This window comes from Streptococcus sp. HMSC034E03 (assembly GCF_001811505.1).
GTDB lineage: Bacteria > Bacillota > Bacilli > Lactobacillales > Streptococcaceae > Streptococcus.
Genome location: NZ_KV804996.1, coordinates 121,390 through 122,557, shown reverse-complemented (window position 1 = coordinate 122,557; position 1,168 = coordinate 121,390). Strand labels below are relative to the sequence as shown.

Below are 1,168 nucleotides of genomic sequence, written 5' to 3'. Positions count from 1 at the left end.
CGTAGTAACCTGTCAATCCTGGTGTTGGAACTACATCATAGTTAGCCTTATTAGCTGTCCATAGTTCAGTAGGGTTAAGAACTTCACCTGTCACCTTATCAAGTTTTAAGGTACGTGTCCATTGTGCATTTTGAACATTGTCAGCTGGGGCAGTTGCATTACCGTCTGATACCACATAATGAACAGTTGACGTTACATCTTTCTTCCATTGATTTTCCGCAGGGTATCTTGGACTGTTTGGATCATTTGGATTGATTGGCTCTGTTGGTTTATGTGGATCGTTTGGTCCAACTGGAGTTACATCGTGTTCTAATCTAACTACGAATTCTTGATCTGTTGATGCATCACTATCAAATTTCTTTTGTTCTTCAGTTGAGTTTGTGAAACCATCTTCTACAAGTTTGTAACCTTTATTAACAAAATCAGCAATCTTAGCTGCAGTTGAGTAGTTAATGGCTTCATACGATTTACCAGAAACTTCATCTTTTGCTAACTCCTTATTATTAGCACTTGTATCAACATACTTGATAATAGCTTTTTGATCTACCTTACGATAGATAATTTCTGTGTCAGTACCTGGATTTTCAGGAGTGATTGGTTTTCCTGGTTCTACTGGTCTACCTGGTTCACCTGGTTTCGTTGGATAGTTTGGATCTGGCAAGTATGGTTTGTAGCCTGGTACATTAGGCACAACTGGTTTACCTGGTTTGGTTGGATCATTTGGATCATTTGGATACTTCACTTCTGGTGTTGATGGGAAGTTTGGATCGTTTGGTGTCTCTGGTTTTGGAACCAATTTTCCAAGTGGCTTGTAAGTTACAGTTTCTTCAAGATTTTCTTGAGTGACTGTCTTAGAAGCAACACTTCCTTTATCAGCGTAGTAACCTGTCAATCCTGGTGTTGGAACTGCATCATAGTTAGCCTTATTAGATGCCCATGGTGCATCAGGGTTAAGAACTTTACCTGTAACTTTATCAAGATTTAAGGTACGTGTCCATTGTGCATTTTGAACCTTATCAGCTGGGGCAGTTGTCTTACCGTCTGATACCACATACTTAACAGTTGATGTTACATCTTTCTTCCATTGATCTTCCGCAGGGTATTTTGGACTCTTTGGATCATTTGGATTGATTGGATCTGTTGGTTTATGTGGGTTATTTGGTCCAAC

1 pseudogene is annotated in these 1,168 nt (G+C 39.4%); it reads right to left on the bottom strand.

Going from position 1 to position 1,168, the window contains the following annotated elements:
• Positions 1-1,168: pseudogene (locus tag HMPREF2805_RS08005) on the bottom strand (YSIRK signal domain/LPXTG anchor domain surface protein); the annotation flags it as partial.